Source organism: Acinetobacter sp. BMW17, from assembly GCF_001592855.1.
Classification (GTDB): domain Bacteria; phylum Pseudomonadota; class Gammaproteobacteria; order Pseudomonadales; family Moraxellaceae; genus Acinetobacter; species Acinetobacter johnsonii.
This window is the reverse complement of sequence record NZ_LSOD01000047.1, coordinates 69,375-95,674: the sequence shown is the minus strand read 5'-3', so window position 1 is coordinate 95,674 and position 26,300 is coordinate 69,375. Positions and strand designations below refer to the sequence as shown.

General features: G+C 41.7%; 25 protein-coding genes. 4 read left to right on the top strand and 21 right to left on the bottom strand.

Translation table 11 applies throughout. The features are described from left to right. Positions 1-21 precede the first annotated feature (21 nt). The 5 genes from msrA to thyA all read right to left on the bottom strand — a co-directional run bounded on the left by msrA (position 22) and on the right by thyA (position 3,769). Positions 22-549: a peptide-methionine (S)-S-oxide reductase MsrA gene (msrA, locus tag AXW61_RS15205; protein ID WP_062035011.1), complete on the bottom strand. Its 528-nt coding sequence runs from the start codon at positions 547-549 to the stop codon at positions 22-24. Between the two features lie 115 nt (positions 550-664). After that, positions 665-1,123 carry an META domain-containing protein gene (locus tag AXW61_RS15200; RefSeq protein WP_062035009.1) on the bottom strand — a complete coding sequence of 153 codons (459 nt, stop codon included), beginning with the start codon at positions 1,121-1,123 and terminating at the stop codon, positions 665-667. Between the two features lie 95 nt (positions 1,124-1,218). Then, complete coding sequence (locus AXW61_RS15195; protein ID WP_062035007.1) at positions 1,219-2,271, bottom strand: DUF4105 domain-containing protein; 1,053 nt, start codon at positions 2,269-2,271, stop codon at positions 1,219-1,221. 26 nt (positions 2,272-2,297) lie between these two features. Continuing rightward, complete coding sequence (locus AXW61_RS15190; protein ID WP_062035005.1) at positions 2,298-2,810, bottom strand: dihydrofolate reductase; 513 nt, start codon at positions 2,808-2,810, stop codon at positions 2,298-2,300. Positions 2,811-2,926: 116 nt separating this feature from the next. Next, entirely contained in the window at positions 2,927-3,769 is an 843-nt protein-coding gene (gene thyA, locus AXW61_RS15185) for a thymidylate synthase (RefSeq protein WP_004692464.1), read from the bottom strand. A 527-nt stretch (positions 3,770-4,296) separates the two neighbouring features. On the opposite strand from thyA, the gene AXW61_RS15180 reads away from it, so the two are divergent. Next, positions 4,297-4,806 (top strand): hypothetical protein, encoded by a 510-nt coding sequence (locus AXW61_RS15180; protein WP_010325875.1) that lies wholly within the window; start codon positions 4,297-4,299, stop codon positions 4,804-4,806. A gap of 39 nt (positions 4,807-4,845) precedes the next feature. Here the strand turns inward: AXW61_RS15180 and AXW61_RS15175 are convergent, their stop codons facing one another. The 3 genes from AXW61_RS15175 to lgt form a co-directional block, all read right to left on the bottom strand. Then, entirely contained in the window at positions 4,846-5,214 is a 369-nt protein-coding gene (locus AXW61_RS15175) for a hypothetical protein (protein ID WP_062035003.1), read from the bottom strand. Between the two features lie 3 nt (positions 5,215-5,217). Next, positions 5,218-5,601 carry a hypothetical protein gene (locus AXW61_RS15170; protein ID WP_062035240.1) on the bottom strand — a complete coding sequence of 128 codons (384 nt, stop codon included), beginning with the start codon at positions 5,599-5,601 and terminating at the stop codon, positions 5,218-5,220. A gap of 101 nt (positions 5,602-5,702) precedes the next feature. Beyond that, positions 5,703-6,515 (bottom strand): prolipoprotein diacylglyceryl transferase, encoded by an 813-nt coding sequence (gene lgt / locus AXW61_RS15165; protein ID WP_062035001.1) that lies wholly within the window; start codon positions 6,513-6,515, stop codon positions 5,703-5,705. A gap of 93 nt (positions 6,516-6,608) precedes the next feature. On the opposite strand from lgt, the gene AXW61_RS15160 reads away from it, so the two are divergent. Then, positions 6,609-7,391, top strand: coding sequence for an NRDE family protein (locus tag AXW61_RS15160; protein WP_062034999.1), 783 nt, complete (start codon positions 6,609-6,611; stop codon positions 7,389-7,391). 40 nt (positions 7,392-7,431) lie between these two features. Here AXW61_RS15160 and AXW61_RS15155 read toward each other — a convergent pair whose 3' ends face one another. The 4 genes from AXW61_RS15155 to tatA all read right to left on the bottom strand — a co-directional run bounded on the left by AXW61_RS15155 (position 7,432) and on the right by tatA (position 11,395). Further along, entirely contained in the window at positions 7,432-9,747 is a 2,316-nt protein-coding gene (locus AXW61_RS15155; RefSeq protein ID WP_062034997.1) for a PhoX family phosphatase, read from the bottom strand. A gap of 174 nt (positions 9,748-9,921) precedes the next feature. Further along, complete coding sequence (gene tatC / locus AXW61_RS15150; protein ID WP_010325881.1) at positions 9,922-10,701, bottom strand: twin-arginine translocase subunit TatC; 780 nt, start codon at positions 10,699-10,701, stop codon at positions 9,922-9,924. Continuing rightward, on the bottom strand, positions 10,698-11,156 hold the full coding sequence (tatB, locus tag AXW61_RS15145) for a Sec-independent protein translocase protein TatB (RefSeq protein WP_010325882.1): 459 nt from the start codon (positions 11,154-11,156) through the stop codon (positions 10,698-10,700). Before tatB ends, tatC begins: the two co-directional genes overlap by 4 nt. Positions 11,157-11,173: 17 nt before the next feature. Then, a complete protein-coding gene (gene tatA / locus AXW61_RS15140) occupies positions 11,174-11,395 on the bottom strand; it encodes a Sec-independent protein translocase subunit TatA (RefSeq protein ID WP_004979030.1) in 222 nt (73 codons plus the stop codon). Between the two features lie 159 nt (positions 11,396-11,554). Here tatA and AXW61_RS15135 point away from each other — a divergent pair, with 159 nt between their 5' ends. Next, complete coding sequence (locus AXW61_RS15135; protein WP_062034995.1) at positions 11,555-12,439, top strand: hypothetical protein; 885 nt, start codon at positions 11,555-11,557, stop codon at positions 12,437-12,439. A gap of 122 nt (positions 12,440-12,561) precedes the next feature. On the opposite strand, the gene rdgB is transcribed toward AXW61_RS15135, so the two are convergent. The 9 genes from rdgB to AXW61_RS15090 form a co-directional block, all read right to left on the bottom strand. Next, a complete protein-coding gene (rdgB, locus tag AXW61_RS15130; protein WP_062034993.1) occupies positions 12,562-13,188 on the bottom strand; it encodes an RdgB/HAM1 family non-canonical purine NTP pyrophosphatase in 627 nt (208 codons plus the stop codon). A gap of 104 nt (positions 13,189-13,292) precedes the next feature. Next, positions 13,293-13,883 carry a tetratricopeptide repeat protein gene (locus AXW61_RS15125; protein WP_004692440.1) on the bottom strand — a complete coding sequence of 197 codons (591 nt, stop codon included), beginning with the start codon at positions 13,881-13,883 and terminating at the stop codon, positions 13,293-13,295. Beyond that, a complete protein-coding gene (gene metW / locus AXW61_RS15120; RefSeq protein WP_004979039.1) occupies positions 13,880-14,473 on the bottom strand; it encodes a methionine biosynthesis protein MetW in 594 nt (197 codons plus the stop codon). The genes AXW61_RS15125 and metW overlap by 4 nt, the downstream gene beginning before the upstream one ends. Further along, positions 14,473-15,630: a homoserine O-acetyltransferase gene (locus AXW61_RS15115; protein ID WP_062034991.1), complete on the bottom strand. Its 1,158-nt coding sequence runs from the start codon at positions 15,628-15,630 to the stop codon at positions 14,473-14,475. The genes metW and AXW61_RS15115 overlap by 1 nt, the downstream gene beginning before the upstream one ends. 101 nt (positions 15,631-15,731) lie before the next feature. Next, a complete protein-coding gene (leuA, locus tag AXW61_RS15110) occupies positions 15,732-17,429 on the bottom strand; it encodes a 2-isopropylmalate synthase (RefSeq protein ID WP_010325887.1) in 1,698 nt (565 codons plus the stop codon). A gap of 359 nt (positions 17,430-17,788) precedes the next feature. After that, positions 17,789-18,895 (bottom strand): alpha-hydroxy acid oxidase, encoded by a 1,107-nt coding sequence (locus tag AXW61_RS15105; RefSeq protein WP_062034989.1) that lies wholly within the window; start codon positions 18,893-18,895, stop codon positions 17,789-17,791. Then, positions 18,892-19,575: a Fe2+-dependent dioxygenase gene (locus tag AXW61_RS15100; protein ID WP_062034987.1), complete on the bottom strand. Its 684-nt coding sequence runs from the start codon at positions 19,573-19,575 to the stop codon at positions 18,892-18,894. Before AXW61_RS15100 ends, AXW61_RS15105 begins: the two co-directional genes overlap by 4 nt. 92 nt (positions 19,576-19,667) lie before the next feature. Then, positions 19,668-21,971 carry a catecholate siderophore receptor Fiu gene (locus tag AXW61_RS15095; RefSeq protein WP_062034985.1) on the bottom strand — a complete coding sequence of 768 codons (2,304 nt, stop codon included), beginning with the start codon at positions 21,969-21,971 and terminating at the stop codon, positions 19,668-19,670. Positions 21,972-22,500: 529 nt separating this feature from the next. Continuing rightward, on the bottom strand, positions 22,501-24,639 hold the full coding sequence (locus tag AXW61_RS15090; RefSeq protein ID WP_062034983.1) for a TonB-dependent receptor: 2,139 nt from the start codon (positions 24,637-24,639) through the stop codon (positions 22,501-22,503). A 273-nt stretch (positions 24,640-24,912) separates the two neighbouring features. Here AXW61_RS15090 and tig point away from each other — a divergent pair, with 273 nt between their 5' ends. Next, positions 24,913-26,244 carry a trigger factor gene (tig, locus tag AXW61_RS15085; protein ID WP_062034982.1) on the top strand — a complete coding sequence of 444 codons (1,332 nt, stop codon included), beginning with the start codon at positions 24,913-24,915 and terminating at the stop codon, positions 26,242-26,244. Positions 26,245-26,300: the final 56 nt, after the last annotated feature.

Sequence of the window (26,300 nt, the reverse complement as noted above, 5' to 3'; positions counted from 1 at the left end):
TTTTTATGGTGAATTCTTGAATTATTTGTTGTCTTTCAATAAAGCCTGAAACTTAGAGCGCAGCTTCATCAGTTTTGGCGGAATGGCAAAGTTGCAATAGCCTTGAGATGGGTTACGAGCGTAAAAGTTTTGGTGATAGTCTTCAGCCGAATAGAACGTCGGTACAGGGCTGAGTTCGGTCACAATGTCGAGACCTTCTGCCTTTAAGTCGTTAATCGTTTGCTCTGCATCAGCACGTTGTGCATCATTAAAATAGTAAATGACTGAACGATACTGGGTGCCGACATCATTGCCTTGACGGTTGAGTGTTGTTGGATCATGAGTGGCAAAAAACACATCGAGTAGCTGAGCATAGCTGATTTGAGTTTCATCAAAATCAATTAAAATAACTTCGGCGTGGTTGGTATCGCCACGACAAATATCTTCATAAGTCGGGTTGTCAGTATCTCCACCTGCATAACCACTGGTCACTTTATGTATGCCTTGAAGCTCTAAATAAACCGCTTCTACACACCAAAAACATCCACCACCAAAGAGTGCTTGTTGCATTTTAAAATCCTAATTGTGTTTATATCTGTTTATATAAGGGCTGATTGGTGCAGTACAATGTTGTCTGCTACAGATTAAAAAAGCCTGTGATTACAGGCTTTTTTATAGAAATAATTTAACGTGGTTGAATGGCAGAGCCAAACTGTAGCAGCAAGTTGCCATGTCGATCGAGCAGTTTCAGAGTTTTACCAAACACTTGGTAATGCGTCACTTTTGCCAGCGCTTCTTGGAACTGTTGCGGGAGAGTACTGTTATTGATACAGGCCATTCGGGTGGTTGCGAGCTGGCTCAAGGTGAGCGTATCGCGTCCGACGGTATAGCTGCCCATAATGCGGTTACAGCCATCTGCACCACTGATGCGGTTATCAGCTGAAAACTGAAGGCTTGGAATATTACGTTCATTGGGTGCTGTTTTAATTTCGGTATTGCCAATTTGCGTCAAAATCCAAGTCCGTTGCTGAAGCTGTTGAATGTTGGCCATTTCAATGGTGTCGGATGGCGGTGGTGTCGTTTGGCAGCCAGTCATGATTAAGCTACTCGCTAAAAGACTGCTTGCAATCAGTTTTTTTAACATGGGATCAGATTCTTATTTGGATGTATCGTCTGAACTATCAAAGCAAATTTTGTCCTTGATTGCCAGTTTTAACTTGCAGCTTTTCGTTGCAGACTTTAGCGTGTTTGGTCAACGGGTAAGCCCTGACGAATAAGCTGTGAATACTCACGACTGGTTAACTCTGTTTCTTTGCTTACACGTGGGTTGATATAGGCTTTTTGATACCACGTTTTCATATCCCACTGTGGGCTAATCGCGCCTAAGTCATACAAATAATTCGGCAAATAACCTGAAGCTAAAATACGATAGTCGGTTGGTAAAGCATCATGTGAAACGGCTTGAACCATATCAAACACTAAGGTGGTGCAATTACTGGTGAGGGTGTTATACCACTTAGGATGCTTGGCGAGCTCGTCTGCCTTATGTAAATACTCTACAAACAGTGCTTTACTTTCAGCCTGTCCGAGGTGAACAGGAAAGAAATAGACTTGTTCATGACGAATATTGCTACGGGTATACACAATATCATGTTCGTCTGAGGCCACTAAACTCAACTCATATTTTCTAAAAAAACCACCAATCGCTGAAAATTCTTCATTTTTCTCTTTGCGAATTTCAATGGAAAAGGTCAGTGGTGCAGTATTGGCAAAATCAAAACTGACCAAGGTATGTGCGATTTGTGGCCCCATCCAGTATGAGGTAATGATATTGACCCCAGTGATTTGATTTAGATCAAAAGAGCGGGTATCCCAATGTTCAGTATAGGAGCCGTCAGGGTGCCATGTGAAATTGCGGACATTATGAAGGGTGACATGGTCGCCTTGTTTTTCATAATGCAAGATTTTTGCTACTTCAGGTTGCCAGTCGCGGTCTTGGCGAGCATCTAAACTAAAATACCAAGACAAAGCCAGTAAAAAGCCAAGGAGATAAAGGATGATATCGAGGCGACGACCAAAAAGGCTTTGGGTGATATAGATACCCAAAATGCTGAGTGCAAAAGCAATCCAGATCCCAATAAAAATACGGCTGACCAACCAGCCCAAAGGTTCTTGAATCCACAATGCAAAACACAGCCAAATTGAACTGAACAAGACAAAAATACTAAACAGGGTATGGAGTAATCCAAAGCCCAGTATCCGCCAAAATTCTATTTTGATCATGTTGTGCATCGTGCTTTTAGCAAAAAGAATATGCTTTATTTTTGATAGGTTGCGAACTCAAAAGCAATTCCAGTTTTGTCATCAATATGTTGTTCTGATGCGACTTTTTTAAATGCTGCTGGAATGGCAGGGTAATGCGCATCACCTCGCACATCGAGTTCAACATGCGTGAGTTCTAAACGGTCCGCAATGTCGATGGTCTGTTTAAAAATTTCACCGCCACCAATGATAAAAATACTGTCAGGTTTTTCTGAAGATTGAACATCGGCAACAGCTTGCGCTAAAGCTTCTTCGATGCTGTAAGCCACCTTTGTGCCTTCAAAAGCCCAAGAAGTGTCGCGAGTAATGACCCAATTGACACGCTTGGGTAAAGTACGGCCCATCGATTCCAGCGTTTTACGGCCCATAATGACCACACCACCTTGGGTGATGGCTTTGAAGTGTTTTAGATCGGCTGAAATATGCCAAGGTAGGTCATTGCCTTTACCAATACAGTGTTGCTGATCCATTGCCACTACATGTACAACTTCTAAGTTTTGAAAGGCCATAACGCGCTCAAATGTTGGGTCATATTTCTTATTCTTCCTCAAGGAGAGGAAGAACATCTATGGGGAAACCTCAATCTCGCTGATTCAAGGCGAGATTGAATTGGACTTGATCTGCTTTAAACAGCAACGGGTGCTTTAATCCCGGGATGTGATTCATAACCCACGATTTCGATATCTTCAAATTTAAAGTCGAAAATATCATTAACCGCTGGATTGAGTTTCAGTTGGCACAGCCCTAAAGGTTCACGGCTTAACTGAAGCTTCGCTTGCTCAAAATGGTTGGCATATAAATGCGTATCACCACCCGTCCAGACAAAGTCACCCACGCCTAAACCGCAGACTTGCGCGATCATATGGGTGAGTAGCGCATAACTGGCAATATTAAAAGGCACACCTAAAAATACATCGGCACTGCGCTGATAGAGCTGACAAGACAGTTTGCCGTTATGAACAAAGAACTGGAAGAGGGTGTGGCACGGAGGAAGAGCAACCTGCCCCGCTTCTTGTGGATTCCAACCCGATACAATCAGACGGCGTGAGTTTGGATTGGTTTTAATTTCATTGACTAACCACGCAATTTGGTCAAAACCATCTTTTTCATACAAACCGTCGGCTTTTTTGGTTGCACCGAAATTACGCCATTGATGGCCATACACCGGCCCCAGTTCACCTTCTGGGCGACCAAAACGTGCAGTTTGTTCTGCGGTTGACCATTCATCCCAAATACTGACTTTGTTGTCCTGTAAATATTGCACATTGGTATCGCCTTTTAAGAACCACAACAGTTCAATCACGATCGAACGAAAGTGTACTTTTTTAGTGGTTAATAACGGGAAGCCTTGAGAAAGATCAAAGCGCATTTGATGACCAAATACCGAGCGCGTACCTGTACCAGTACGGTCGCCTTTATCACCGCCGTGATCGAGGATGTGTTGTAGCAGGTCTAAATACGTTTTCATAAAACTCTCAAATAAACACTTCGGGGGAACAGGCCTCTTAATCGACGTGCCTGTACTTTCCACTCTAAATTATAAAATCTGCGGATGATTATACTGAATTGTGCCTTATTGCGCACCCGAGATTAGTAAGTCAGGTGAGATGATTAATCATATAAAAGTTATGTGAAAGCTATTACAGAGAACCAGGTTAAAGTGGTTTTGTACAGGATTTAAACTGAAATAATTGAGTTGAATTGGATCTAAATAAGCAGCCGTTTAGATGGGCAATCCATTCCATATTTAAGGACTTCGTTAGCCGATGGTGAAACATTTGAGCTTAAGCCGAAAAAGGACTTAGGTAAGGGGTAAATTTTTTTAGTTAATTTAAGTTTCAAAAAGTACAGAGAAAAGAAAACTTTAGAAAGGTTGTGTTTCATTTTGAAAAAAAATATTACATTTACGACATGAAAGTTCAATGCTGAGCGGTTAGTATTTCGAACTCGAAAAGTTGCACACCCCTAATGATTGGGAGGAGAGTTGGTTTTAGTATGCCTTATGATCAAAACGTAAATATGAATGACGTCTATGCGCCTGCGCAAACCAATATCATAATACGTTCTCAGTCAGAGCGAAATGTTACCGCTTCGGATATTTTAAGCTCGAAGCAGGCACGAGAAAGGGCTATTAGTAACCATCAGCGTGTGGATATTGAAAAATTTACAGGCTTTTTAAGAAATATTACCCGTCAAACCAGTACCCAAAAATGTGCTAAAAGTATTCGCATTGGCTTAGAGTCTGCGGGTGCACGCTTCAAGAGTCATCCTGTGGCGGCAGCAGATTGGGGTAAGACCTTAACCAGCATTGGTTATCGTAAAATCAACTTATCTTTTGATCAGCCTAAAAAAGGCGATATTTATATTATCGACCGTACTGCAAAAAACCGTTATGGACATATTGCCGCTTATTCAGGCAATGGCTGGGTTTCTGATTTTAAACAAAGTGGTTATGCAGTTTACCGTAACCAAAATGTGAACTACAGCTATTATCGAATGGATTAAGCAGATGTTGACGGGATGTAGAGCAACTCCGCATCCCGATTAAATTCTTTTTTCACGCTGTGCGTGAATCGATACTAAAAATAAACCAATTCCACTAAAGCCGATACACTGAAGCGCCAGCGCAATTTTATCTTGCGCGGGTAGATAGCCGAGCAAACAAATCAGGGCAATTAGGGGTAGAAAAACCACCAAACGCGAAAAGCCTTCCTGATACGGATTGCCCTGAGCAATCTTCAAGTGCGCACCGCGCAGCAGATGCGTTGTAATGCCAATCCCTAGACTCAAACCAATAAAAATTGCGCCAAGCTGTTGAACTTGTGCTGCGATAACAATCATCACACAAGTTGCAATACAAATGATGAGTTTAATTTCACGGCTACAGCGTTCCGAATACCAAAAGCTCAACATGGTTTATTTGGACTCAGGCTGAGTATTGCTATGCAAAAGAGATAGGGGGGAAAATAGGCAAATCCCCAGCGCCATAAAACCAATCCCTTGCGCGCCTGGAATCAGCAGCTCACCATCTTTAATATTCATAAAAATCAGCGCCAAGAGTAGGGCAATAGGAATCCAAGTCAGTAGACGATACAGAAAACCTGTAGGATTTTTGGCCGCAAAGTGAATTTTGCAGTAACGACAAATCAGAAAAATAATCCCAGTACCCAAGAACATTAAAATGGCATTGAGGCTCAGGGGTTCCATCCAATACAACACACCTGTTACAACAGCAATTGCGATAAAAATAAGTAATTTTTTAAGAATAGAAATTGAGGGATTAAACCAAAATTCGAGCATGGGAGTGATGTATTTAAAAAACCAAACATATGTCACTTTAGCATAATTTGGTCCTAAAAAAGGGGGCAATGATGCCCCCAATATTTTATCCGCTCATCGGATTAGCCATTATTCTTTTGTGGGCCCCAATCATAGATTTTCTTTTGATAGGCATACCACATCATCCACGCGCCGACTAGAATCATTGGTAGACTGAGGAATTGACCTTTACTCATCCATGCAATGAACAGCTGTCCGTTGTCAGGCTCACGGAAGAACTCGACGATGAAGCGGGCCATACCATAGCCCATCAGGAATAACGCTGAAACCGCCATACGAGGACGTGGCTTTGAACTGAACCACCACAGTACGATGAATAACAATAACCCTTCAAAAAAGGCCTGATAGAGCTGAGATGGATGGCGAATCAGCTGTAGCGGGTCAGTTGGGAAAATCATACCCAGTGCAAAGTTTGGATCTGCAACTGGGCGACCGTAAAGCTCTCCGCCAATGAAGTTACCAATACGACCAAACATGAGCCCTGTAGGCACACATGGCGCAATAAAGTCGAGGGTTTGGAACCAAGTCATTTTGTATTTCTTGCACCAGAACAGCATGGCAAGCATCACACCCAAGAAGCCGCCGTGGAAGCTCATGCCGCCTGTCCAGACTTGGAACAGCCAAATAGGGTTGGCAAGGAATTGCTCAAAGCCATAAAAGAAGACGTAACCGACACGACCACCAATAACCACACCTAGAGCGCCATAAAAGATCAAATCGGAGACCATATCAGGTGTCCAACCACGTTCTTTCGCGCGGTAGCTTGCAAGTCCCCAAGCAAACAAAAAGGCCAATAAATACATCAGTCCGTACCAATGGACTTGTAAAGGGCCAAGTGCTATTGCAACGGGGTCAATATTTGGATAGGTCAGCATGCATATTCCTAGTCATTATGTTTTGAACAGATTTTAGCTGAAAGAGATGAAAAATGTTGTACATTCAATGTGTAAAGATGATGAGTATCGTTTATGTGTATTGTGGCAATAGCATGGCAGGTCTTGGATGAGATGCCATTGTGTTTGATTTCAAATCGAGATGAGTTCTATCAGCGCCCTTCGAGCCATTTAAAGCAATGGGAAAATAGCGCGATTATTGCAGGGCAAGATTTGCAGTCTGGCGGCACATGGATGGGCATAACACCAACAGGACGTTGGGCGGTTTTGACCAACTTTCGCGATGGCACTGATCAAACCAGCTATCCAACGTCTCGCGGACATTTGATTCAATCCTTTTTAGAGTCTGAACAAACCCCGATTCGTTTTGCTCAAGAATTAGAGAAAAAACAATGTGACTATGCGGGTTTTAATCTTTTTATGGGAGATCGCTATCAGGCGGTCTACATGAGCAATCGAGGTGAAGCACCACAGGTTCTTCCGAAAGGCGTGTATGTGGTGTCGAATGGTTTGATGACGGAACATTGGGAAAAAACCAAACATTTACGTAAGCGCTTTACCCAAGAGTTCTTACCGATGTTGCAACAATCCCATATCTTACAAAGTGAGTTAGAGACAACGGCTTGGGATATTTTGGAGGATGAACGCAAGATTATTCCAGACTTGTTGCCGCAAACTGGGATCAGTCAGGATATGGAAGAGTTATTGTCTTCGACCTTTATTCAAAACCCTATTTATGGGACACGCTGTTCTAACTTCCTGCGCATGACCCATGAACAATGGTCTTGGCTGGAAAAGCAGCAGCAGGGTGAGTGTAAAGGAAAAATCACGGAACAGACGGTATTCTTTAAGCTATAAAAAAATGCCGACATGAGGTCGGCATTTGCTGTGTTTTTGCTTAACCTGCGATCAAACCGCCATCATTACGTGTAATGACCACGGTTGCCGAACGTGGACGCGCAGTTTGGTTCGTACGATCGGTTTGGCTTGCAGGCCAGTGGCTGGTTGGTGCATCGTAGCTCTTAGAGTCTTCACCCGGATGTTGCACATTAATGAAAATGGCTTTGTGGTCAGGCGTCATGGTTACCCCCGTGATTTCACATTCAGCAGGGCCTGTGAGGAAACGACGTAAGTTTTCATCTGTAACTTTTGCACCCACAATAGTTGCTTGTTCATTTGGTGCAGTTGCAGCACCGCCATCACCCACTTGACCCGGTAAGGCTGCAAGCATCATACAGTTAGTTGTGTCGGTATACGCGCCATCATCGGTTTGAATCCACAGCACGCCCCGTGGGTCAAACCACATCCCATCTGGTGATGACAGGTCGTTGTTATCATTTAAACCTGAGAGGTTAATGTTTTCCGCCATCGCAGCTTCAGCACCAAATAAGTAAATATCCCATTCAAAGGTCTCTGCCGCTGAGTTTTCTTCTTTGAAGCGAATGATATGACCGTTGACATTGCCTTTACCGCCTTCTGGGTCGCTATAGTTACGTGGATTCGCTGCATCGGTTGTATATGCTGTACCACGGTTTGAGTTGTTGGTCAGCGTAACATAAACTTCCCCATTTTCTGGGTTAACTGCGACCCATTCTGGACGGTCCATCTTGGTTGCTTTAACCGTGTCACCTGCTAAGCGTGCAAAGGTCAGGACTTCTGCTTGAGAGCTAAATGGGTAAATGCTGTTTTGTTCATTTAGGCCATTTTGTCCATAAGCCAATTCGACCCATTGTCCTGTACCGTCATCATTAAATTGAGCCACATAGAACTTGCCATTGTTCATGTATTTGTCACCTGCTCGGTAACCTGTGTTAATGTCTTTCGGGTCCCAAGTTGCATCTGAGACAAATTTATAAATGTATTCGCCACGAGAGTCATCCCCCATGTAGAAGGCAAACGGTTGGCCTTCAATTGCACGGCTTGCACGACAGTCTTCATGTGCGAAACGTCCTAGTGCAGTACGTTTTACAGGGTTTTGACCTGCGTTAAACGGGTCAATTTCTACAATCCAACCAAAGGTGTTTGGCCCATTACGGAAGTCTTGTGTAGCAGTTGCTTCTTTAATAGTTGCATCCCAACGGTCATATAGATCTTGCGACTCAGCTTCGCCAATTGCGGTTTCCCATGCATAACGTGAGTTCGTATCCAAATAAACGGTACGATTTTGCTCATCTTTATTTGGGATTTTATTTCCTGCTGGATCAAGGAGGTAAATAATTTGTCCTTTTTCATTCTTCTTCGGGGTGCCATCTGCATTTTTCTCATAAAGATAATCAATACTTAAGCCCAAGCCATAACGTTTTAATGCGATTTTTTCTTTCTCTGAGCGGCCTGCATATTCATCTGCACCAGCGCGTTTAAAGTATCCAATAAAGTTCTCTTCAGTGGTTAAATAAGTGCCCCATGGGGTGTAGCCATTGCCACAGTTATTATGCGTACCACGCGTTTTCGTCCCGACAGGTGAGTATTGGGTCGCAAGTAAAGTAGTGTTGGCAACAGGGCCGTTAAAGTCCATCACCGTGGATGCTGTGATGCGGCGGTTAAATAAGGAGTTTTGTATAATTTCAACTTTTTGATTGGTGTTGTCTTTCTTTATATGAACGACAGAAACCCCATGTGCGTTGACTTCGCGAATCACTTCATCCTCAGGGCGACGGCCATTCGGTTTGGTGGGGCCTTGTGGGTGTAAGAAGGTTTGGTTGATATATTCATGATTCATCACCAACAAGCCTTGTTCAGATGCGGTAGCGTCAAATTGACCCTTTGCAGTATCTAACCCAAAAAAGCTCATCCCATCATGGCAGTCACCTGAACGGAACTGAAAGCTTGGGCCTGAAGGTACATTGTTGTCTTCCCATGCCCCAAATGCAGGATGAATCGAGTCGCCCATTGCATAAAGTACAGAGGCAGTATAGCCTTCAGGAACCGTCACCCAATCATCTAAGTTTTTTTCAACAGGGCTAAAGGTAAGCTTTTCTGGTCGCGTATTGGGGTCGGTTGGTGTGGTGTTACCACCTGATGAGTTTGAATTGTCATCATCTTCTCCACACGCGGTTAAGCTTGAAGCTAAAGCCAATGCAGCAGCCCCACTAGCCGTTTTTTTAATTAAGTTACGACGTGAGATCCGTTTTTCTAGAATGTCTCGAAAATGGACGTTGCTTGAGTCATTATTATCTAGTTCTTGGTCTTCATGGTAAGGCGTTTGATAGGTCATGTTTATTCCTAGCGTCTTTGCTTGGTCGTTTTTAGAAAGTTACACACAAGGTAAAGATGCAATATGACAAGGTGGTGAAGCTTATATGTCAAAAACATGAAATGATCAGTAGTACATCTAGCCATAAAAAAAGCAGGCATTTTTGCCTGCTCATTGTTTAAACTCGGGGGGAGTTTAAGCTTCAGCCGCGCGCTTTTTTTCAATCAGTTTTCCAAAAAAGAGACCAATCTCAAATAAAAGCCACATCGGTATCGCGAGCATAATCATCGAAAGAGCATCAGGTGGGGTCACAAACATTGCAACAAAAAAACAGCCGACAATAATGAATTTTCGTTTTTCAACCAATTGTTGTGTGCTCACCACCCCAATCAAGATGAGTATCAAGGTAACAATAGGAATTTCAAATGTTAAGCCAAAAACCAAAAACAGTTTTAGACAGAAGCTGAGATAGCTGTTGATGTCTGTCATTGGGGCCACAGTGTCAGGAGAAACACTGATAAAAAAGTGTAAAATGGATGGCAGCGCAATGAAATAAGCAAAAGCTACACCTGCATAAAACAAAGCAATACTACCAATCAAAAGAGGTGTTGCGAGTGATTTTTCTTTTTCGTATAGTGCAGGTTTTACAAAAGCCCAAAGCTGATAAATGATAAAAGGCATGGCCAGCATGAGAGCCACAAAAAAGTTTAGTTTAAATGGCGCCATAAAGGTGGCAGTAACATCCGTTGCAATCATAGATGAGCTAACTGGAAGTTGTGCTCGTAAGGGTTCAGATAGCATTTGGTAGCTATGATTGGCAAAAGGCAATAAACAAAAAAACAAAATGAGAATTAAACCGACGATTTTAAATAAATGACCTCTTAAGATGATCAAGTGCTTAGTAATCGGCATTTCTTCAAGCAGCAGTTGCTCTGAGTCTTGAGTCACTACAGGGCTTAAGTTGCTAGATTTCATACGGCCTCCCGCATCGGTTCAAAGCGATTTTGAACACAGCCTAAATAAGGTGCCGAATCTACAGATGACTTTTGTTTCATAGGCTGAAGTGTCAGTAAGATAGGCGCTTTTTGATCTACATACTGATAAGTATGGGAGATATTTTTATTATCGAGTATGGCAGTTTCTTGGTGCTTTTCATTTGCCAAAATATTTTGTTGTTGTATGTGTTGCATCTGAGCTTGCATTTTTTGTTCAAGCTCCTGAATTCGCTTCATTTCATTTTGCATTTGCTCACGTAATTCAGACATCCGTAGCTCACGGTCAATGTCATTTTGTACATTACTGACCATGCGTTTGACTTTGCCATACCACTTGCCTGCAAAGCGCGCCGCTTCAGGTAATTTCTCTGGTCCAAGAACCAATAGTGCGATAATGCCAAACACCAAAAGCTCTGTCATGCCGATATTGAGCATCGCAAAACTCCAATGACTTAATGTTTGACGGTTGAGTTGCTTGTGTTGCTATTTTGATGTTCTAAGGTGCGTGGTTCATTGAGTTGAGCTGCTTCAGCGTCCTCATCACGGATTGATTTTTTAAAGTCTTTCACGGCACCACCGACATCTTTGCCTAAGTTCTTAAGTTTGGCTGTACCAAAAAGAAGAATAACCACAATTGCAAAAATTAGTACGTGCCAAATTGATAGTCCCGCCATGGGTAGATCCTCATCACTTTTCGTTTTCCCTATATCAACAGGCTTGTGTGACATTGCGGTGACGATGATGTTTCAATTTCAAGACAAAACGATCGCTCCGCACAGATTTTGAGGAAAAGCAGTGTTATGATGATTAGGTGAAATTTCAAGGATATTGAAGTGACGTTGCTGCTCCCTCTGTTGGCCTTTCTTAGTGGTTTATTCCTTGCATCTACCCCATTGGCAACACGGTTGAAAACAGGATTTTCAAGTCTATTAGCGCGTTGTTTTATTCCGATTGTTATTGTCTACAACATGGTGTTTTATCAGGCTGGTAGCTTTAGTTTGATGTTATTCAGTTTTGTCGTGGCAGTGCTCTTATTTTACTTTTTCTTATACTTTTCAAAGAATAAATTAAGCGCCCTATGCTTTAGTTATGTCAATATGGCATGGCTAGGCTTTCCTTTTGCGATAGCGTTGTTTGGCACAGAAATTAGTCCAGCAATGGTGGCGCTATACATCGGTGGTTCTATTTTTGGCAATCTCTGGGCGGTGACGGCTGTGAGCCAAACACCGTTAGCTTTTTCGTTTATTTTAAAAAAAGTGCTCTGTGCTCCACCCATGATTGCTTTGATGCTGGCCGTTATTTTTCGTTTCGTTGGGGTACAACATTGGTCACAGCATGATCTGATTGATGTGGTTTATAGTGCAGCCAAATTTGGTATGAGTTTCTCTGGCATGTGTGTATTGGGCATGTGGTTGAGGCACACTAAAGTTGAGAAAGCAGACCTGTGGCAAAGTAGTCAGACAGCTTTATTAAAATTAGCATGTGGCGCGGTGCTCTGTGGGCTGAGTTATCGTTACCTCGCTATTCCTAATATTGAACAATATATTGGGGTCATGTTCTTATTGTTCTGTTTACCGCCAGCAGCCAATATTGTGGCTTTGGAAACGCATTATCAGGGTACAGGCATGTCGGCAAAATACATTGCTTCAGGTACGATCATCAGCTGTGTCGTGGTGAGTATTTATGGTTTATTGCTGCATGTATTAGCTGTGATCTAAGCACTCACTTTTAGCTAGAAATGCATAGTACTGCTGCGCAAGGGCGATAGAGAGGGATATAGAGAATCTTTCGCCACCGTCCTCCCCGAGGGGAGAAGGGGCAACATTGCGCAGCTTAGTTTTTATTGTTCTAAACTGGCTTTAAACAGTTGCATCGCCTGACCACGATGGCTGATTTTATTTTTTTCTTCTTTACTCATTTCTGCACTTGAAAGCCCTAACTCGGGTAACCAGAACAGCGGGTCATAACCAAAACCATTTTCCCCACGAGCAGCCTCTAGTACTTCACCTTTCCAAATGCCTTGGAAAATTTGCGGAAGAGGATCATCGGCATGTTGTACTAACGCTAAAACGCATACAAACATGCCTTCAATTGCTTGACCGTCTTTACGCAGTGGCTTGAGTTCAGCTAATAATTTTTGGTTATTGGCAGCATCATCGCCGTGTTCACCAGCATAACGCGCAGAGTAAATCCCCGGTGCACCATCTAAAATAGGGACACAAATCCCAGAGTCATCTGCAATGGCTGGTTTTCCTGAAATTTTAGATGCATGGCGTGCTTTAATAATCGCATTTTCGACAAAGCTCAGACCATCTTCAATGGCATCTTCAATATTCAATTTACCTTGAGCAATCACTTCAACAGGTAAGTTGAGTTCTGCAAATAATTTTTCAAATTCCGCAATTTTACCTTTGTTATTACTTGCGAGGACTAAGGTACCTTGAGATAACCAATCAGTTGATGCCATGTGAAGGATCCGTGCTTTAAAAATTATGCGGTTATTTTAACAAGTCCGACTCATGGATAGGCAATAAAAAAGCACCCGAAGGTGCTGAGTATGGAAATAAAAGCTTATTGGGCTTGAATCCACTTGTCTGCACGATCACGTGCTTGACGAATTTGATCTTGTGTTAAGTTTGCCGCCAAGGCTGTTTTCTTGCCTTCAGAAAGCGTAATCACTTTATTGTCGAGCATGCCGTCACGAGTTGAAAGCTCATACCATTGGTAAGCACCCATGTAGTTCTTCTTTTGCTCTTCCATCATCGCCAAGTTAAAGCTTGCGCGGTTATCACCACGGCTGGCTGCTTTTTCAAAGTATTGACGTGCTAAAGATTCATCTTTTTTGGTGCCTAGGCCATCTGCAAGCATACGACCAACATTTAGCTGAGCCGCTGAAAGACCTTGATCTGCAGCGGCTTTGTACCAAGCAAAGGCCTGTCGTTCATCTGCAGAGATATCTTTACCTTGTTGATACTTGGTTGCAAGATAGAACTGAGCAGCAGGCTGACCTGCTTTTGCCGCTTTAATTAAGCTATTGATATCCATAACAGAATATTGTGCAGCTTGACTCGCAACAGATGTGGTTGGGGAAACATAATCTGCATGAGCCTGAATGCTCAAAAGTCCAACCAGTAGTGTCGTGCTTAAGAATAGTTTTTTCATAGAGCGCTCACTCGATAAATTGCGACTTCACCAAACAAATTCGGGAGACGTTTACTGAGTAAACTATCTTGTTGATCCCCATTTACAGCGAGTCGATTAATAATTCTGATGTTATTTTCCGCACAAAGTGCTTCAAAATCACGGAAAGTACATAAGTGGATATTGGGCGTGTTATACCACATGTACGGCAAAGCTTCAGAAACGGGCATCATTCCTTTCAGTGCCAAGAAAGAACGGGTCTTCCAATGGGCAAAGTTAGGAAAAGTAATGATCGCCTGTTTCCCTACGCGCACCATATCACGTAATAAAACATCTGGTGCATCTACCGCTTGCAAGGCTTGTGCCATAACGACATAGTCAAAAGACTGGTCTGCAAAGCGGCTTAAACCCAAGTTTAAGTCTTGTTGGATAATATTTAACCCGCGACCGACTGCAATTGCAATCTTTTCTTGATCAATTTCCAGTCCATATGCGCGAATATTGTGCTTTTTGCTCATATGGGCCAGTAATTCACCGTCACCACAACCTAAATCGAGTACGCTGGAATCAGGTTTGATCCATTTTTCTGCCAGTTGATGATCAATACGCATTACACAGCCTCCTTAGTTGCTTGAAGGTGTTCAGAACCGCCCAGAAATGCACGTAATGCTTTTACATACAAAGGAATCGGGAACAGGAATGAGTCATGGCCTTGTTCAGCGTCGATATCTAAATAGCTCACTGGTTTGTGGTTGGTGATCAGCGCATCCACAATTTCTTGTGAACGTTGCGGGGTAAAACGCCAGTCGGTAGTAAAGGACACCACGAGGAACTGACATTTGGTCTGTGACATGGCTTTAACTAAAGACTGCTCATATTCACGCGCAGGATCAAAATAATCCAAAGCTTTGGTCATAATCAGATAAGTGTTGGCGTCAAAGTTACGGCTAAATTGCTCACCTTGATAGCGCAAATAGCTTTCGACTTGGAATTCGACATCGAAACCATACATAAATTTGCCTGACTTTAAGTCGCGGCCGAATTTTTGTTTCATGGCTTCTTCAGACAGGTAGGTAATATGACCGACCATACGTGCTAAAATTAGGCCACGTTTTGGATAGCTGTCATTTTCAAGATAGCGACCATCATGGAAGTCTGGATCAGACAAAATTGACTGACGTGCGACTTCGTTAAAGGCAATATTCTGAGCAGACAGTTTCGGCGCACTGGCAATAATCACGCATTTTTGCAAACGGTCAGGATAATCAACCGACCATTGCAAGGCTTGCATACCACCCAGCGAACCACCAATCACCGCACTCCAGACTTGAATGCCCAGATGATCGGATAAAATGGCTTGGGTTTTAACCCAGTCTCGGACGGTGACTAAAGGAAAGTCAGGACCATAAGGACGGTTATCATTTTCAGGATTTGGCGAAGTTGGCCCTGTTGAACCGCTACAGCCCCCAATATTGTTCAGTGCAACCACGAAAAATTTTGAAGTATCAATCGCTTTGCCTGGGCCAATACAAGCATCCCACCAACCCGGTTTTTTATCGTCAGCATGATGGTAACCCGCAGCATGATGATGACCCGATAGTGCATGGCAAATTAAAATCGCATTGGATTTATCTGCATTGAGCTCACCATAGGTTTCAACCATCAGTTCATAACGAGGAAGAATACGACCGCATTCGAGCTCTAAGGGCTCTTCAAAAGTAAACTTTTGTGGAGTAACGATACCCACGGAGTCAGCAGGAAAAGACACAGGAATAATACGCCTTAAATCTTTGGGATTAATAAACAAAAGGATACCACTTGAGGGTATCCTTCTAAAGTCATTTTAGTGCTAATTATTATTGCTAATACTTATACCGCAGCAGCAATCACTTGATCTGTGCTTAACACACCTTGATCAATTAAGCGGTTGGTACACGCAATAATAGCTTCAATCGATGAGGTCACAATGTTGTCGTGAATACCCGCACCGAAGGCTGATTTGCCAGTGCCTTTGACTTGTAATTCAACCAAAGCCAAGGCTTTAGCATTTGCCCCAGAGCTAATACCACGCTCTTCGTAGCTCAAGACATCAATTGGTAACTGTAAAGCATCCAACATCGCAGAAATTGGACCATTGCCTTCGCCACGTAATTGCTGCGTTTCACCATTCACTTCAACTTCAAGCTCAACCACTTGTTTGCCGTTGTTGTCATACAAACGGTAGTTTTTAGTCGAGTAATGTGTATCTTTGGTGTCCACATAAGTTTCTTTGAACAATTTCCAAATTTCTTGTGCGGTAATTTCAGTGCCTTCTTCATCGGTACGTTTTTGTACGGTTTGAGAGAATTCAATTTGGATACGACGTGGTAATACTACGTTGTAATTTGCTTCTAACAAGTAAGCAATACCGCCTTTACCTGACTGTGAGTTGACGCGAATCACAGCATCATAGTCGCGGCCCAAGTCTTTCGGGTCGATTGGCAAGTATGGCATATCCCAAATTTCTTCGTTCTTTTGGAACTCGAAACCTTTCTTAATGGCATCTTGATGCGAACCAGAGAATGCTGTGAAGACCAAGTCACCTGCATAAGGGTGGCGAGGGTGAACAGGCAAGCCTGTGCATTCTTCTACCGTTGCAATGATTTCATTGATATTTGAAAAATCTAAGTTTGGCGCAACACCTTGAGAGTACATATTCAAAGCAATCGCAGCGACGTCGACGTTACCTGTACGTTCGCCATTACCAAACACACAACCTTCGACACGGTCTGCACCGGCCATAATCGCCAATTCTGATGCGGCAATCCCACAGCCACGGTCATTGTGACAGTGTACAGAGATAATCACGCCATCACGACGGGCGATGTTGCGGTGCATCCATTCAACTTGGTCTGCATAAACGTTTGGGGTTGAAACTTCAACCGTAGCCGGTAAGTTTAAAATCACTTTATTGCTTGGTGATGCTTCCCAAATTTCGGTAACTGCATCACACACGTCTTTTGCAACCTCTAATTCGGTTGCAGAGAAACACTCTGGGCTGTACTGGAACACCCACTCCGTTTCAGGATATTGCGCTGCATATTCTTTGACTTTGCTGGCTGCATTAACGGCCAATTGCTTCGCACCTGCAACATCGACATTTAAGACTTTTTGGCGGAAGGTTGGTGCATTTGAATTATAAATATGCACGATTGCACGTTTTGCACCCGCTAAAGACTCAAAGGTACGTTGGATCAAATGATCACGTGCTTGAACTAAAACTTCGATATACACATCATCTGGAATGTGATTTTCTTCGATCAATTTACGGGTAAAGTCAAAGTCAATTTGAGATGCTGAAGGGAAACCGATTTCAATATTCTTGAATCCAATTTTCACCAACATTTGGAACATTTTAAATTTTTGTTCCATGTCCATCGGTTCAAAAATTGCTTGGTTACCATCACGCAGGTCAGTACTCATCCAAATAGGCGCTTTTGTAATTTCGTTGTTTGGCCATTGACGGTCTGGCAAGTCAACACGTTGATACATGCGACGATATTTTTTACTTGGATCAGCCAACATCATGAGGTAACTCCTTACATAGTACGGGTTGCATTTAAGGGGGGTAATAAAAAGCAACCTACTACTGAATATAGATTGTGTCTATGGTCTCTATTTACAAGGGAGTCTTCAGGGTGTTTGTAAACGTAAATATTTGATACGACTTAGATTTACCGTGAGTAACCTTGTAACGTTATATTTAAGAGTTTAATCCAGTTCGGTCGAAAAGATTTTTCTTTTTTTATGGCTTTTAGTCGTATCTGAAAAAATATTTCCCTTTAATTTGATATTTAAGGGAAATATTTCCGTGTATTTTTGAGATGTGTTTGATCTTTTTCTTCATTTTAAGAATTTGATTCATTTCATTCGCTTTTTTGAAGAGGTTATGAGAACTCTATGACCATATCGGGCTGTATATCTGCAAGGGTTGCAGTGCCCATCAACGCCATGGTGATCTCAAATTCTTCTTTTAAGATTTTAAGCACATGGGCAACGCCTAAGGCACCCGCAGTGGCAAGACCATAAATACATGGTCTTCCAACTAAAACCGCGGAAGCACCTAAAGCAATGGCCTTAAACACATCTGAGCCGCGACGCACACCCCCATCATATAAAAGAGGGAAGTCATGCGGAACGGCTTTTTTGATGAGTTGCAAGGCTTTGAGTGGAGGAATACAGGTATCTAAAACTCGACCGCCGTGATTAGACACAATTAAGCCTTGTATGCCATGTTGAATGGCCAGTTGGGCATCGAGTGGGCTGACGATGCCTTTTAACAGGATGGGTAAATCAGTCTGTTGAACCATCCATGCGATGTCGTCCCACGTCGGAGCAATTTTCATTAGCCCATTAAACACGGGATGATCGCCTTCTTGCAGTTCAGGCAGTGGAATATGGGCAGGAGTGTGCGGATGCTGCATGTTTTCAGGAAGGTGAAAGAAAGCACGACGTTCACGGTCACGGATGCCTGTATGTGGAGAGTCCACAGTGATTACAATGGCGGTGAAATGTTGTGCCTCGGCGAGCTTCAGCAAAGCCAAAGATTTATCACGGTCACCTTGCCAGTACAGTTGGAACCATTTGTAGGGATGTTCAGATTTGAATGTTCGCATGTCCGTGTTGGTAAAAGTACTCAAAATCATATTACTACCGAGTACTTCAGCTGCCAGTGCGGTTGCTGCTTCTGCTTCAGAATGAAACTGCTGTTGATGACCAATCGGTGCCACAAAAATAGGATGTGGAAAGCTTTGTCCTAAGATTTCACAGCTTGTATTGCCTTGAGTGAGATCTCTTAACATGCGTGGTATCAAGTGCAGGTTTTGGAACTGAGCGAGGTTATTCCGAACACTGATTTCATCCATAGCACCACCTTGCAAATACTGCCAGACAATCTCAGGCAGATGCTTTTCTGCCTCAATTTCATAGTCTGCAATGGTTTGCAATGAGGCAGGAATTTGGTTCAAGGGCGGGAGAATATTTTTTTGGCTCATAAGTCAGCCCATTGGCGGATTAAATTATGGTAATGGCTGGTGAGATTAACAGTTTCTTCACAGTCACCAAGTTTTTGACGTAATTGAATAATGGTCATGTCTAAATTAAATAACATCGAACGTCGCCAGTCATCCTTCACCATGCTTTGCATCCAAGTAACAGCTGCAATACGTGCGCCATTAGTGACAGGTTCAACACGGTGCAAACTGGTTGCAGGGTAAATAATTGCATCACCTGCATCTAGCTTCACCTCATGTGTACCATAGGTGTCTTCAACAATTAATTCTCCACCTTCGTATTCATTTGGTTCTGAGAGAAAAATGGTCATTGAGACATCTGTTCGAACTGCTTTATTTTTCTCAGCATAAAAATGTACGGCATTATCAACATGGTTACCATAATGTCCTGTGTCTTGGTAACAGTTAAACAGAGGCGGTAAAATTTCCTTAGGGAGGGCGAAAGACTGAATTAATGTATTGCTCTGAATTTGTTGCAAAACAGCTAAATTGAGTTGTTTATAAAGCGGGCTGTCTAAATCAATTTGCAGATTGTTTTTAATTTGTTGTGCTTGTCCCCCAGCAGTTTTTTTACCAGAAACCCATTGGTTGTCTTGTTGCATGGCCTGACGGATAGAGTGAACTTGTGCTTTGGAAAGGACATTTGGAACATGAAGCAACATGACAGAAACCTAATTAAGTAAATTGCATTTAAATATAAGTATAAATAAAAAAGCCCTAATACAAGATTAAGGCTTTTTTATTTTGAACTAAATTAGAACTTAAAGTTGAATGTTAAACGATAGTTACGTTCTGCACCTGCGATGTAGCGTAAGCCACCGCGGTTAATACTGCTGACATAGTCTTCATCAAATAAGTTGTTGATGTTGAGTTGAATACCAACATTTGGAGTCGCTTGGTAGCTAACCATTGAGTCGAATACCCAGTAATCAGGAATTACTGCAGGGCCTACAGTATTACCATCTTTACTTTTCGTCATTTCGCCATTGTAACGAGCACCACTACCAATGCTCCATTTATCCATGGTGTATGTTGTCCATAGTGTAAATGCATCTGTCGGTGTAAACGGAATATTATCGGAACCATCAGCAGACACTAACTGGCCGCTAGCAGCACGTGAAACGTTTTCGATTTTGGTTTTTTGATGGGTATAACCAGCAATCACTTTCCAGTAATCATTGATGTTACCCACCGCACCTAGTTCTACACCTTTAACTGATTTTTTACCTGTTTGGTAATACTCTTCACCATCTTTTTCCAATTCGTTGGTTAATTCGGTTTGGAAAAGTGCGCCACTTAAAAGCAAGCGATTATCAAAGAATTCCCATTTTGAACCGACTTCAATCGTTTCAATTTCTTGAGGATCTAGGTTTAAGTTATTATTGCTGCTTGTTGAGCCTGACGGTGCAAAAGCGTTTGCATTACCAATACCATCACCACCTGTAATTGTACCAGGTGCTTGTTGTTGGATTGCATAGTTAGCGTACAATCTTCCGTTTGGAGCTGGCTTGTATAGTGCGCCGATTTTCCAGTTAAATAAGTTGTCATCATCTTTGAAACTTTGAGCAACATAATTTGCAGGTTGACCTGACGCTGCTGTATTTACGAAAGAATCAGAGTCAAGTTTATAATGATCTAAGCGAATACCACCATTAACTGAAAACTGTGGTGAAATTTCGATAGTATCGAACGCGAAAATAGAGTAAGTATCCATTTGGGCTTCAGAGTCACCATTACCATTGGTATTTCTTACTAGGGCCGTATGTACTGTACCTTGTGGGTTGTATAGTGAATTTGTACCCGTAACGGTAGCCGTCCAACCACGCGTTTTCATTTTTTCACGCGTAAATTCGACCCCAGTGCTTACGTCATGTTTTAGGCGACCTGTATTAAAACTGGTCACTAAACTGGTTTGGTTCGCGATGATTTCATTTTCTGTATCACTGTTATTTGCACTACCCGAAACACGCATAGCAGATGCGTCATTTAGATCTCCAGGATTGGTAGTGGTGTAAGCGTTACCAGAGAAAGTGGTGAGATATTGGTGCTCTGTTTTGCCCCAACGTGAAGTATTTTTAATTTTAGTCTTGTCAGATAGATCGTACTCAAGACGAGCAGTTGCCATATCTGCAGAGACATCATCAAAATCTTCAGGCGCGCCATAATAATTTGAAGTGTCAACTTTATGACTATTTAGATATGGAGCAAGGCTTTTGATGGCAGCATTCGTGCTTTTATTTGCATCAAAACCAGGTAAGCCAACAGTTGGAATACCACCATCTAAAACATTATCTTGTTCAATGTGTAAATAATCTAAGAAAAGACGAAGATCAGTACCTAACCCAAAACCTGCTGAAAGTGCTGCCGCCCATTTTTCATTTTCAACGCCGTCACGGCCAATACCATCTGAGTTTTCACCCATTGCATTAAAGCGAATTGCAGTAGTGTCATTAATCACTTTGTTGATATCTGCAGTTGCGCGGTAATACTCATCAGAACCAAAACCAAGAGTCCCGCTATTAGCGTCTTGAAGTTTTGCTTCTTTTGTTAGTAAGTTGATTGCACCAGATGCAGCTGTACGGCCGTTATCAGTCCCAGCTGGCCCTTTAAAGACTTCAATTTGTTCATAGTTGAACATATCACGAGTCACGTTGCCTAAATCACGAACGCCATCGACAAAAATGCTGTTTGCTGTATCAAAACCGCGCATGGTTACAGCATCACCTGTATTCATACGACCATTTTCACCTAATGCAAATGTGCCAACACCTGGGACATTACGTAAAGCTTCGGTCAAGGTTGTTGCATTTTGCTCTTTGAGTACAGCTTGGGGAATAATAGCAACAGTTTGTGTGGTATTTACCAAAGGTTGAGTGAATTTTGCTGAACTAACTTTATCTTTTTTATAGTCATTTTCGCTTGCAGCTTTGGCATTAATTGTAGGTAGTTGAACGCTATTGGTTTCAGCTTCGGCCGCGTGTACTGAAAGTGGTAGTGTTGCTACAAGAGCGACCAGTGAAACAGTACTTTTGTGCTTCCGGCTTTTAATCTGTGCCATGGGAATATCCTATATTTTAAAGAAGAGCGCTATTGTTACTTCGATGGTTGCAATTTCATGCGGTCACAATGGATGCATGAGTTCTAGCTGAGTAACTTTCGCTTGTGGAATAGCCTTGATTGCAACAAGAGAAAGGGGTGAAGTGATTACTGCAGAAACCAGCTGTTTACGTGTTTTGATAAAGGCCATAACGGGTCTAGTTCTAGCGCTGCAAATTAGTATGCAAATAATAATGATTCTTATTTTTTGTTGCATAATTATTACATTGAAATTGTCGATGCTTAGATGTATTTGTGTAGAAAAAATAAATGTAATAATATAATGAATTGAATGTAAGTTTATGATTTTTATTTAAATTGGAAAATTAGATTATATTTTTATAATATTATTGGAATTTAGAATCCATTATTTTTAAGCTAAGTTTGAAGGTGTTTCTCAAGTGAATATGTAGAAATTATGTTGGATCTATATTAGCTATGTAGGAAGAAAACCCTCCCGGAGCAGGGTTTTCCTTTAGATATGACTATTTTTAGAAGTCATATGAAATTGATAACCAATAATTTCGACCTAGCAAATAGGTTCCTTCTGAGCTTCGACCTATAGATAAGTATTTATAGGCTTGCTGAACATTACCGTTTGTATCGACATAGTCCATATATTCAGTAAAGTCTTTATCTAATAAGTTATTTACAGCAGCATTGACCCGAACATTATTATTCAACTGATAGCTTGTCCCTAAATTGAACAGGTTATAAGCCGAGAATTTGTTGTCTGTATGCTGTTCAATACTAACTTCACCACCAGTTGGTGCAGCTAAATAACGAGGACGTCCTGACTGATACTCATGTTGCAACCAAACATCGAGACTATTATTGATATGCCAAGTCGATGTTAGGTTAAATAGGTGTTTAGCTGTCGATTCGAGCGCATAACCTTTGTTTGCACCTTTAGTTATTTCAGACTCGGTAAATGTATAGGCAGCTTTGATATCCCATTCAGGAATAATTTGATACTTAAGTGATGTTTCTAAGCCGTAGATTTCAGCTTCATCTGCATTGAAACTCTTACTATAAGACGTTACGTTGCTGTTGAAGTTTGAGCAATCATTAGTTGTGCACAAAAAGTTTCGAGAAACGATTTTATCTTCTACAACATTAAAAAATGCAGTGGCATTAAAGTCTAATGTATCTGTAGGTTGATAATTTAAGCCTAGCTCGTAGTTAACTGATGTTTCTGGTTTTAAATCAGGGTTACCTAGACTTGGTGTGGTGCCTTGGCCGCTATAGCCAATAATACCGTTGTATAAATCTTTTGCTGACGGTGTCTTATAGCCTGTGCTTACACCACCTTTAAGTGTTAAAGCATCAGTTGTATTCCATACTAAATAAGCACGCGGGCTAAAGTGACCACCAAATCCTGAATGATCTTCATAACGACCACCGAAGGTGAAATGTAAGTTATCTAATAAGCTCCATTCATCTTCTGCATAAACTGACCAAGTATCTTGAGTAAACTCTTTGCCCATTCCTGCAATATCATCAGCAATAGTAACATCTTTATATTCTGTGCCAACTGTTAGCTTGTGGTTAGCAATAGGTGCAATTAAATGTGAATCAAAGACTAAATCGGTATTTTCCAAAGTTCGTGGTTGGCCAGCTAAAGCAGGGAAAGCATCAGTTGGAATGGTACGACCTTTGGTTTCGGTTTTATTTTGACTAATGTACGTTTTCCATTGGCCAAAATCATAATTACCATCATGTCCCGCCGAAATTTGTAGACGATCGAACTCTAATTCATCTTCATAGCCTGCAATACCACCGCGACTAAAAAAGTTGCCTAGTCGTTGGTCTGAGTTGTCATAGGTTTGGTTTGAGGTAAAACCATCAACCCAGAAAGAGTTTTTATCGTCTAATGTAAATTGTAATTTTCCACCAACATCATAGTTTTCAGCTTTGCTTGGGCGTGGGTCGCGTGAGGTTGAACCAGCCACAATGCGTTCTGAGCGTTGACGGTCTAAATAACTACCACGGAGCTGTAAGCCTAGACGATCATGAATAATTGGGCCATTGAGCACAAAGCTGGTTTTCCATGAGTCGGCTTCGCTGCCATGTTCCATGACATTGCCGCTGACAGAGACATTGCCATTCCATTCATTACTAATTTTTTTGGTAATAATATTGATGACACCACCCATGGCTTCTGAACCATAGCGTGTTGCCATTGGTCCACGAATGACTTCAATACGTTCAATAGAGGCTAAAGGTGGTAGAAAACCATTTGATGTTTCACCAAAGCCGTTTGGAGTGACATCTGATGAGGTGGTTTGGCGACGACCATCAATTAAAATCAGGCTATAGTCATTGCCTAAGCCACGCATTTTGATATTCAGACCTGATGTTTTTCCTACCCCTGAACGAATATCGATACCTGGAATATCAGCTAATAGGTCTGCAATGCTGGTTGCATTTTTCTTTTCAATATCTTCTTTTGTGACCACGCTAATTGAAGCTGGTGCATTTTTAATATCTTGTTCAAAACCTGCAGCTGAAACCACAATGGTGGAAAGCTGATGGGTAGATGAATCTTCAGTTGCTGTTTCTGCGAAAACAGGAGTGGTGATTGCCCCAAGCAATGCCAATGAAAGAGGGTGTAGATTAAACTTACTCATAACTAGAGTTCCAATGATGGACGAGAAAAAAATTGAAAAAAACGATCAAAGTTGACGCAAATATTAATGGTAATATTTATCATTTGCAACAAAAAGCCATAAAAAATATAATACTTTGCGCTTAATCAGTAGCGATTTAAAAATATTCAAAATAAAAAACGATAAATGAAGAAAAAAATATGTGGTTTCAATCGGGTGTTTTGTATATCGTTCAATGTTGTCATATAATGTGGCACTTTTTAAAATTGTTCTTACCAAAAGATTGAGGAAGCCATGCAAGTAACTTCTGAAGCGGTTTCGGGTGTTACCCGTCGTTTAAATGTATCTGTACCGACGAGCCGTGTTAACGAGCAGTTCGAAGCTCGCTTAAAACGCACTGCTAAAACTGTGAAGATCAACGGCTTCCGTCCAGGTAAAGTGCCAGTAAATGTTGTTCGTCGTGAATATGGCGCGGGTATCTACCAAGAAGTCGTAAGCGACATTATTCGTGACACAGTATTTGAAGCGATCCAACAAGAAAAAATCAATGCTGTTGGCATGCCAAACATTGAAAAATCTGAATTAAAAGACGACGCGCTTGTATACGAAGCGACTGTTGAAGTTTATCCAGAAGTTAACGTGAAATTTGATGGTTTAGAAGTTGAACGTAAAGCATCTGAAGTAAACGACAAAGATGTTGATCAAATGATCGAAAACCTTCAGAAGCAACGTGCTTCTTGGGCTGAAACGAAAGGCATGGCTAAAAAAGACATGCAAGTAACTTTCGACTTTGAAGGTTCAGTAGACGGTGAAAAGTTTGAAGGCGGTTCTGCAGAAGACTTTAAACTTGTTTTAGGTTCAGGTCGTATGATCCCTGGCTTCGAAGACGGCATCGTTGGTATGAAGAAAGGCGAAGAGAAAGTTATCGATGTAACTTTCCCTGAAGATTACCAAGCTGAAAACCTTGCTGGTAAATCAGCTCAATTCAAAATCACTGTGAAACTTGTTGAAAAACAAAAACTTCCAGAAGTTGATGCTGAATTCCTTAAAATCTTTGGTCTAACTGAAGAAGAAGGCATTGAGAAGTTAAAAGCTGACGTTCGTAAAAACATGGAACGTGAAGTGAAAAATGGTTTGCGTAATCAAGTGAAAGGTGCAGCTTTTGATGCACTTGTAGCTGCAAACGAAGTTGAACTTCCTGCGTCTATGGTTGCTCAAGAAGTTGACCGTCAACGTCAACAAATGATCCAACAGTTCACTCAGCAATTTGGTGCTCAAGGTGCGAAAGCATTTGACTCAAGCATGCTTCCAGATGAATTGTTCAAAGAACAAGCTGAAAAATCTGTAAAATTAGGCGTACTGGTAAGCAAAGTTTTAGCTGATGCTAAAATTGAAGTAGATCAAGCACGTGTTGATACTTACATCGAAGACATGGCTTCTTCTTATGAAGATCCAGCTGAAGTGATCGAATACTTCAAAAATGACAAACAACAACGTTCGCAAATCGAAGCTGTTGTGTTAGAAGACCAAGTGGTTGATCACATCTTAGCGTCTGCTAAAGTAACAGATACTGCTGTAAGCTACGAAGACTTATTGAAAGAGCAACAAGCTCGTCAACAAGGCTAAGTTTAGCTAAAGTAAAAAAGGCGCTTTGAGCGCCTTTTTTATTGTGATCTGGGTTT